This is a genomic window from Flavobacterium sp. UBA4854, from assembly GCF_002399805.1.
Lineage (GTDB): Bacteria > Bacteroidota > Bacteroidia > Flavobacteriales > Flavobacteriaceae > Flavobacterium > Flavobacterium ginsengisoli.
In genome coordinates, this window is the sequence record NZ_DHEI01000028.1 from 37,527 (window position 1) to 45,244 (window position 7,718).

Genomic DNA, 7,718 nt, shown 5'->3' on the forward strand with positions numbered 1-7,718 from the left:
AAAAATGAAGTTGTATTTCCTGTAATGGCAATTAAAGTGTTTCCAAACCTTTTTAATAAAGGAACAAGAACTTTAATTTCGGGACTATTTCCGCTTTTAGAAATGCAGATAATAATATCGTCGTTTTGTACCATTCCTAAATCACCGTGAATCGCTTCTGCTGCGTGCAAAAACATAGAAGGAGTTCCAGTTGAGTTAAAAGTAGCTACCATTTTTTGAGCAATGATCGCGCTTTTTCCAATTCCTGTAACGATCAGACGGCCTTTGGTTTCGTATATGCGTTGGACGGCTTCGTAAAAATTTTCGTCCAAAAAATCAATTAGTTTTGTAATTGCTTCACTTTCAGAGAGTATTGTTTTCTTGGCGATCGCCAATATATTTTCTTTTGTGATCAAAACAGAATATTTAAAATTTGTATGTATAAAAGAAAGTTGTATCTTTATGTGTTGCAAATTTATACAAAATACCATTAATATAGAGAATGAATTCAAATGAAATTGAAATACATAAAGAATTAAAGAAGTATTTCGGCTTTAGCCAATTTAAAGGCTTGCAGGAGCAAGTCATTACGAGCATTTTAGACGAAAAGAATACATTCGTAATTATGCCGACCGGTGGAGGAAAGTCTCTTTGCTACCAATTACCGGCTTTAATTCAAGAAGGAACAGCAATTGTTGTTTCTCCTTTAATTGCTTTGATGAAAAATCAGGTAGACGCAATTCGAAGTCTTTCGTCTGAAAATGGAATTGCACATGTATTAAATTCCTCTCTAACTAAAACAGAAATTGCTCAGGTTAAAAAAGATATTACATCTGGATTGACCAAACTTTTGTATGTCGCCCCCGAATCATTAACAAAAGAAGAATATGTGGCTTTTTTACAAAGTGTTCCAATTTCTTTTGTTGCTATTGATGAGGCACACTGTATCTCAGAATGGGGACATGATTTTAGGCCAGAGTACAGAAATCTGAGAAATATAATCAAGCAATTGGGTAAAGTGCCAATTATTGGTCTTACCGCAACGGCAACCCCAAAAGTTCAGGAAGATATCCTGAAAAACCTTGACATGGCTGATGCTAATACTTTTAAAGCATCATTCAACAGACCGAACTTGTATTATGAAGTTCGCACAAAAACGAAAAACATTGAGTCGGATATTATTCGATTTATCAAACAACATAAAGGCAAATCTGGAATTATTTACTGCTTAAGCCGTAAAAAAGTAGAGTCGATTGCCGAAGTTTTACAAGTTAACGGAATCAGCGCAGTTCCTTACCATGCAGGTCTAGATGCCAAAACGCGGGCCAAACATCAAGATATGTTCTTGATGGAAGATGTTGATGTCGTTGTAGCAACAATCGCATTCGGAATGGGAATTGATAAACCAGACGTTCGTTTTGTAATTCACCACGACATTCCAAAATCTCTAGAAAGTTACTATCAGGAAACTGGTCGTGCAGGTCGTGATGGTGGAGAAGGGCATTGTTTGGCTTACTACTCTTATAAAGATGTAGAAAAGCTGGAAAAATTCATGTCTGGAAAACCAGTTGCAGAACAGGAGATTGGTTTTGCACTTTTACAGGAAGTTGTGGCTTACGCCGAGACCTCAATGTCGCGTAGAAAATTCCTGTTGCATTATTTCGGAGAAGAATTTGATAGCGAAAATGGTGAAGGTGCCGATATGGACGATAATGTTCGTAATCCTAAACATAAAGTCGAAGCCAAAGATCAAGTGGTTAAATTGCTTGAAATTGTTCGTGATACCAAACATATTTATAAATCAAAAGAAATTGTGTTTACTTTAATCGGACGTATTAATGCCGTAATTAAAGCACATAAAACAGATACTCAGCCTTATTTTGGCGTAGGTTCAGACCACGACGAAAAATACTGGATGGCATTATTGAGACAAGTTCTAGTTTCTGGTTATTTGTCTAAAGACATTGAAACCTATGGAGTAATCAAAATCACAAAAGCTGGTTTAGATTTTATTAAAAAACCAGTTTCATTTATGATGTCTGAAGATCATGAATACAGCGAAGCAGATGATGAAGCAATAGTAACATCATCAAAATCTTCTGGAACTGCCGATGAGGTTTTAACAGGAATGCTTCGTGAGCTTCGTAAAAAAGTAGCCAAAAAACTTGGAGTGCCTCCATTCGTAGTTTTCCAAGATCCTTCAATTGAAGATATGGCTTTAAAATATCCGATAACAATACAGGAATTATATAATATTCATGGTGTCGGTGAAGGAAAAGCCAAAAAATACGGAAGTGAGTTTGTTGCCTTAATTAGTCGTTATGTCGAAGATAACGATATTATTCGTCCAGACGATTTAGTTGTAAAATCTACTGGAGTAAATTCTGCCAACAAATTATATATTATTCAAAATATTGATAGAAAGCTTTCATTAAATGATATTGCTTCCGCGAAAGGACTTACGATGGATGCATTAATCAAAGAAATGGAACAAATTGTTTATTCCGGCACAAAATTAAATATCAAATATTGGTTAGATGATATTTTAGATGATGATCAGCAGGAAGAAATCCACGATTATTTCATGGAATCTGAATCTGATAAAATCGAAGATGCGCTGAAAGAATTTGATGGCGATTACGATATAGACGAATTGCGATTAATGCGTATTAAGTTTATTAGTGAAGTAGCGAACTAAAAAATAAATTCCAAAGTTTTTAAATTCGAAATTCCAACCCTTTTTGGGAATATTCAAAATAAAAATTCCAAATTTCAAGTTTTCTATAGCATTGGAATTTGGAATTTCATTTTTTTAAGTATTTCAGTTTTGGAATTTGGAATTTAAAATATTGGAATTTTATTCAGTATATAATTCCCCACGATGCGGTTTCAAAGCATCTCTTACCTGAATCATATTTTCGTCTGTTACGACCATAAATGCTATTGCGTACATTTCGTCTATGATTTTAAATCCAGTAATATTTAAAGGCAGCTTTTCTATTGTAATATATTCTTTAAGATGAATTTCGTGATGTTCTGCAGTTTTAGCAGAAGCTGGTCCACGGAAATCCCAGATTAGTTTTATTTTTCTAGACATTTTATTTAAAGGTGCAAAGGTTCAGAGTAGCAAAGGTACAAAGTCTTTCTCAAAGGTTCTAAGATTCTGAGATGCTAAGGTTCTAAGTTTTTTTCTATAGAGACATACTGCAGTGCGTTTAACTGCTCTTAAAAGAAATCTTTTTGATCCAAATAATCTGTGGCTAAAAATAAATCGCAAAGATTTTATGAAAAATAAATTAAGGATAAAATCTGCTTAGATCTGCGTAAATCTGCGTGAAAATTTAGAGTAAATATAAAATCTCATTTCAAAATAGTACTTTTGCATGTTCTTTTCATAGAAAGAAAAGCTAATAGAATAAATATACAAAAATGCCTAAAGAACTTTTACTTCAAGTAACACCCGAAATTGCTGCAAACGAATCATTGCTAAAAGACCATTTGTCTAAGCAGATTAAAGTTTCGGTTCAAGAAATTCAGCATGTTTCAATTTTAAAACGCTCTATTGATGCACGTCAGAAAGCGATTAAAATTAATTTGAAAGTTCTTATTTATTTAAAAGGTGAACCTTTTCAAGAAACCAAAATTGAGCTTCCTATATATAAGGACGTTTCCAATGCACAAGAAGTTATTGTTGTTGGCGCTGGTCCAGCTGGACTTTTTGCGGCATTGCAATTAATTGAACTAGGTTTAAAACCAATTGTACTCGAAAGAGGAAAAGACGTTCGTGGCCGTCGTCGTGACTTAAAAGCAATTAACCGCGAACATATTGTAAACGAAGATTCAAATTATTGTTTTGGCGAAGGTGGCGCAGGAACTTATTCTGATGGGAAGTTGTATACACGTTCTAAAAAACGTGGAGATGTAACTAGAATTTTAGAACTTTTAGTAGCTTTTGGAGCTTCAGAAGATATTTTGGTGGAAGCGCATCCGCATATTGGAACTAATAAACTGCCGAAAATTATTGAAGATATTAGGGAGAAAATCAGAGAATTTGGTGGTCAAGTTTTGTTCGAAACTCGAGTGAGCGATATTCTAGTAAAGAATAATGAAGTTGAAGGAATTGTAACTCAGAATGGAGACAAAATTCACGCTAATAAATTGATCTTGGCAACAGGACATTCGGCTCGCGATATTTTTGAATTATTAGATAAAAAGAAAATTTTAATAGAAGCAAAACCTTTTGCTTTAGGAGTTCGTGCAGAACATTCGCAGGAACTAATAGACAGTATTCAATATAGCTGTGATTTCCGTGGAGAACATTTGCCACCAGCACCATATTCTATCGTAAAACAAGTGAACGGGCGCGGAATGTATTCATTCTGTATGTGTCCGGGCGGAGTAATTGCGCCATGTGCGACAAGTCCGGGAGAAGTAGTTACAAATGGTTGGTCACCATCTAAACGTGATCAGTCAACGGCTAATTCTGGAATTGTGGTTGAGTTGAAATTGGAAGACTTTAAACCATTTGCCAAATTTGGAGCTTTGGCTGGAATGGAATTTCAAAAAAGCATCGAACAAAAAGCTTGGTATTTAGCTGGACAAACTCAAAAAGTTCCAGCACAAAGAATGATAGATTTTACACAGAGTAAAGTTTCATCAGATATTCCAAAAACGTCATATGTTCCAGGAACCACTTCGGTTGAGTTAGGACAGGTTTTTCCAGGATTTCTAACTCAGATTATGCGTCAAGGTTTTCAGGATTTTGGAAAATCAATGCGCGGATATTTAACTAACGAAGCAATTTTGCATGCTCCAGAAAGTAGAACTTCGTCACCGGTTAGAATTCCGAGAGATCCTATGACTTTAGAACATTTGCAAATCAAAGGTTTATATCCTTGCGGGGAAGGTGCCGGCTATGCAGGCGGAATTATTTCTGCAGCAATTGATGGTGAAAAATGTGCCTTAATGATTGCGGAATCCTTGAAATAATTGACTTCAGGTTTTTTGGTCCAGTAAAGATTGTTATCTTAGTATTCTGATTTTAATAGAATATTCCCCCAAAGATGACAATACAAGAAATCGAAAAAAAATACAGATTTGAATACCCTTTCTTATACAAACAGTTAGAGGCTGATGGCATGCTAGATGTTGGAGAATATGGTCCAAATTGGTATACAGATGTCTATCCTACTTTAAAAGACAATCCGCCTTTGCTTTTACATTCTTATGATTTTGAATCGCTGAATTTAAAATCTGTTGCAGAAGAAATAGAAGAACTTCAAGATCCAGAAGATTATCGAAATATCAACCCAGAATTTAAATTTATTCCCTTTGCTAAAAGTGGAGGAGGCGATCATTATTGTTTCTTTTTAAACGAAGAAAACAATGGAGATGTGCCGATTGTTTTTGTTTGGCACGATTCTAATGAAGTCAATTATTTGGCAAAAAATCTTCAGGATTTTATTTTCAAAGTTTTATTGATCGATATGTCGAAACAAGATGTCTATAATGAACTTACTGATGAGGAATTTAGAGACGATATAGAATCAGTATTTAAATCGCACAAAAAGTATCTGACGGAGCAGCAAAACGCAATTCTATCAGCTATTTTAGAACGAGATATAATTGATTACGAAATACATGTTTCGCCAAAAATAGTAGAATCGGCTAGAGGATTATTAACAGATCATGAATTAGAATCGATTGTTAATGAAGTGATTCCTTTTGATAAAATGAATCAGAGTTTTAAATATTCTAACGATTAGTTTTAACACCAATAATTGTAATGAGCTTTTTCTCAAACATATTTGGACGCAATAACGACCCAAAATCGATCATTTCTTTTGATGTTATTGATCCTATTTACTCCTATTTGTATAATGAGCAGTCAAGTCTTGAATTTAAAGTAAAGGGAATTCAGGAAGATGTGATGGTGAATTTATTTTTCTTTCCAAGTTCATTTGATCATGAAGAAGGAAATGAAGAAATTAAAAAAGCAGGTTTCAATAATGCTTATGAAGTTTTGAATGAACTTTATAAAAAAATGAATATTTCGACTCTTTCTGATGAGCAGATTCAAGAAGGTTTAGAATACGATTTTATACACATTCAATTTTATTCGGAGCCGACCTCAGAAGAGAAAAAGTTCTTTAAGCGTTCTATAAAAAACTTCGTGATCTTTTTCTGCTGTACGAATAGTTTAGAAATAAACGATTTTAAAATATTGTATTCAGGAAGACATTTCTTTGATTATACAAAAGGATTGCTGGAAAGTGAACTTTTAGATATAAATAATCCGAAGAATGAAAGTGAAGAAATCGGAATTAGAGATTTTAAATTGGTTTTGCAAGGAATCTGCCAATATTTAAGTATTGAAATTCCTAAAACAGTAGAACTTTCTTCTCAAGAAAATTTAGTGCAAAATGAAGAAGCGACTGTAGAAACATTTAAAGAATTTCTGCAATTAGTTTCTAGAGGAGAAATCGACGAAGAACTATTACAAAGTCAATCCCAAGAACTTTTTGATAACAGAAATCAAAATGATGATGAATTTGATTATGATTTTGACTTTTTTGAAGAAATAAATACTTGGCATAGCGACTGGAAATTTGATCCCGAAGATGCAGAATATTTTATTTCTGAAATGATTGGCGAAGATTTCAAGTTTGATTATCCAGAAGAAACTTATAGTCATGATTTGTTTCCTTACATTCAATCTGAATTAGAAAAAAGGAATTTGGAACTAATGACGTGTGAAACGTATGGCGATAGTTATTTGTTTTTTCTAGCCAATAAAAATGAAGTGAATAGGATTCTAGAATTGTCTGAATTGACAAAAATGGAAGTTGTTAAATTATGATATTTCGCCACGAATTACACCAATTCACACTAATTTTTATTTTTGGTTTTAAATTTAATTCGTGAGAATTGGTGTAATTCGTGGCAAAAAAAAATTAAGGAATCAAAATAATCTTCCCTGTGCTTTTTCTGCTTTCTAGAAAATCGTGCGCTAGTTTTCCTTCTGATAATTTAAAGGATGTTGGTTCTGAAAGTTTGATTTTTCCTTCGGTAATCCAATCAAATAATTGAGTTGCGCGTTTAATTCGTTCTTCTTTAGAATTTAAATAACTCCACAAATCGCCTCCCGTTAAAGTTTTAGAACCGTCCATAAGCATTCTTGGGTCTACAGGTGCTGGATCTCCGCCTGCCATTCCGAAGAAAACTACTTGTCCACATTCTTTGGTGACTTCAAAACTTTCCATCAAAGTACTTCCGATACTGTCGTAAACAGCATCGACACCATTTGTAGTAACTTTAAGAACTTGCGATTTCCAATCATCATTATAAAGAAAAACGTGATCTGCACCTTGTTCAAATCCAGTTTTTGCTTTTTCAGCCGATGAGGTTAAGCCAATAACGGTTGCTCCAAGAAGTTTACTAATTTGAGTTAAAATCTGTCCAACGCCACCTGCAACTGCATGTATCAAAACAGTTTCTCCTTTGGCAGTTTTATGACTATCTGTTGCAAGATAATGAGCTGTTAAACCTTGAAGCAAAACAGAAGCTGCGGTTTCAAAAGAAATATTTTCAGATAGCGGAATAATGTGATTTACATTTACGGCCACCAATTCTGCATTGGCAAACGGAGCATCGGCAAAAGCAACACGATCACCAACTTTAAATTCTGAGTGATTATTTGCATCAACAACAATTCCTGCGCCTTCATAACCGGCAATAAA

7 protein-coding genes are annotated in these 7,718 nt (G+C 34.1%); 4 read left to right on the plus strand and 3 right to left on the minus strand.

Annotated features, from left to right (window positions below; genetic code table 11):
• Positions 1-395: SIS domain-containing protein (locus B3J44_RS03445; RefSeq protein WP_286965807.1), on the minus strand; the 395-nt coding region annotated here is incomplete at its 3' end.
• Between the two features lie 86 nt (positions 396-481).
• Here B3J44_RS03445 and recQ point away from each other — a divergent pair.
• Positions 482-2,677, plus strand: coding sequence for a DNA helicase RecQ (recQ, locus tag B3J44_RS03450; RefSeq protein WP_286965809.1), 2,196 nt, complete (start codon positions 482-484; stop codon positions 2,675-2,677).
• 159 nt (positions 2,678-2,836) lie between these two features.
• On the opposite strand, the gene B3J44_RS03455 is transcribed toward recQ, so the two are convergent.
• The gene (locus B3J44_RS03455; protein WP_198857703.1) at positions 2,837-3,076 is read right to left on the minus strand and encodes a hypothetical protein; all 240 of its coding nucleotides are present in this window, start codon (positions 3,074-3,076) and stop codon (positions 2,837-2,839) included.
• Between the two features lie 332 nt (positions 3,077-3,408).
• Here B3J44_RS03455 and B3J44_RS03460 point away from each other — a divergent pair, with 332 nt between their 5' ends.
• The 3 genes from B3J44_RS03460 to B3J44_RS03470 all read left to right on the plus strand — a co-directional run bounded on the left by B3J44_RS03460 (position 3,409) and on the right by B3J44_RS03470 (position 6,838).
• Positions 3,409-4,968, plus strand: a complete 1,560-nt coding sequence (locus B3J44_RS03460; protein ID WP_286965810.1) for an NAD(P)/FAD-dependent oxidoreductase — start codon at positions 3,409-3,411, stop codon at positions 4,966-4,968.
• A 74-nt stretch (positions 4,969-5,042) separates the two neighbouring features.
• On the plus strand, positions 5,043-5,744 hold the full coding sequence (locus B3J44_RS03465; protein ID WP_198857701.1) for an SMI1/KNR4 family protein: 702 nt from the start codon (positions 5,043-5,045) through the stop codon (positions 5,742-5,744).
• A 20-nt stretch (positions 5,745-5,764) separates the two neighbouring features.
• Positions 5,765-6,838: a DUF6630 family protein gene (locus B3J44_RS03470; RefSeq protein WP_286965812.1), complete on the plus strand. Its 1,074-nt coding sequence runs from the start codon at positions 5,765-5,767 to the stop codon at positions 6,836-6,838.
• Between the two features lie 94 nt (positions 6,839-6,932).
• Here B3J44_RS03470 and B3J44_RS03475 read toward each other — a convergent pair.
• Positions 6,933-7,718: quinone oxidoreductase family protein (locus B3J44_RS03475; protein WP_286965813.1), on the minus strand; the 786-nt coding region annotated here is incomplete at its 5' end.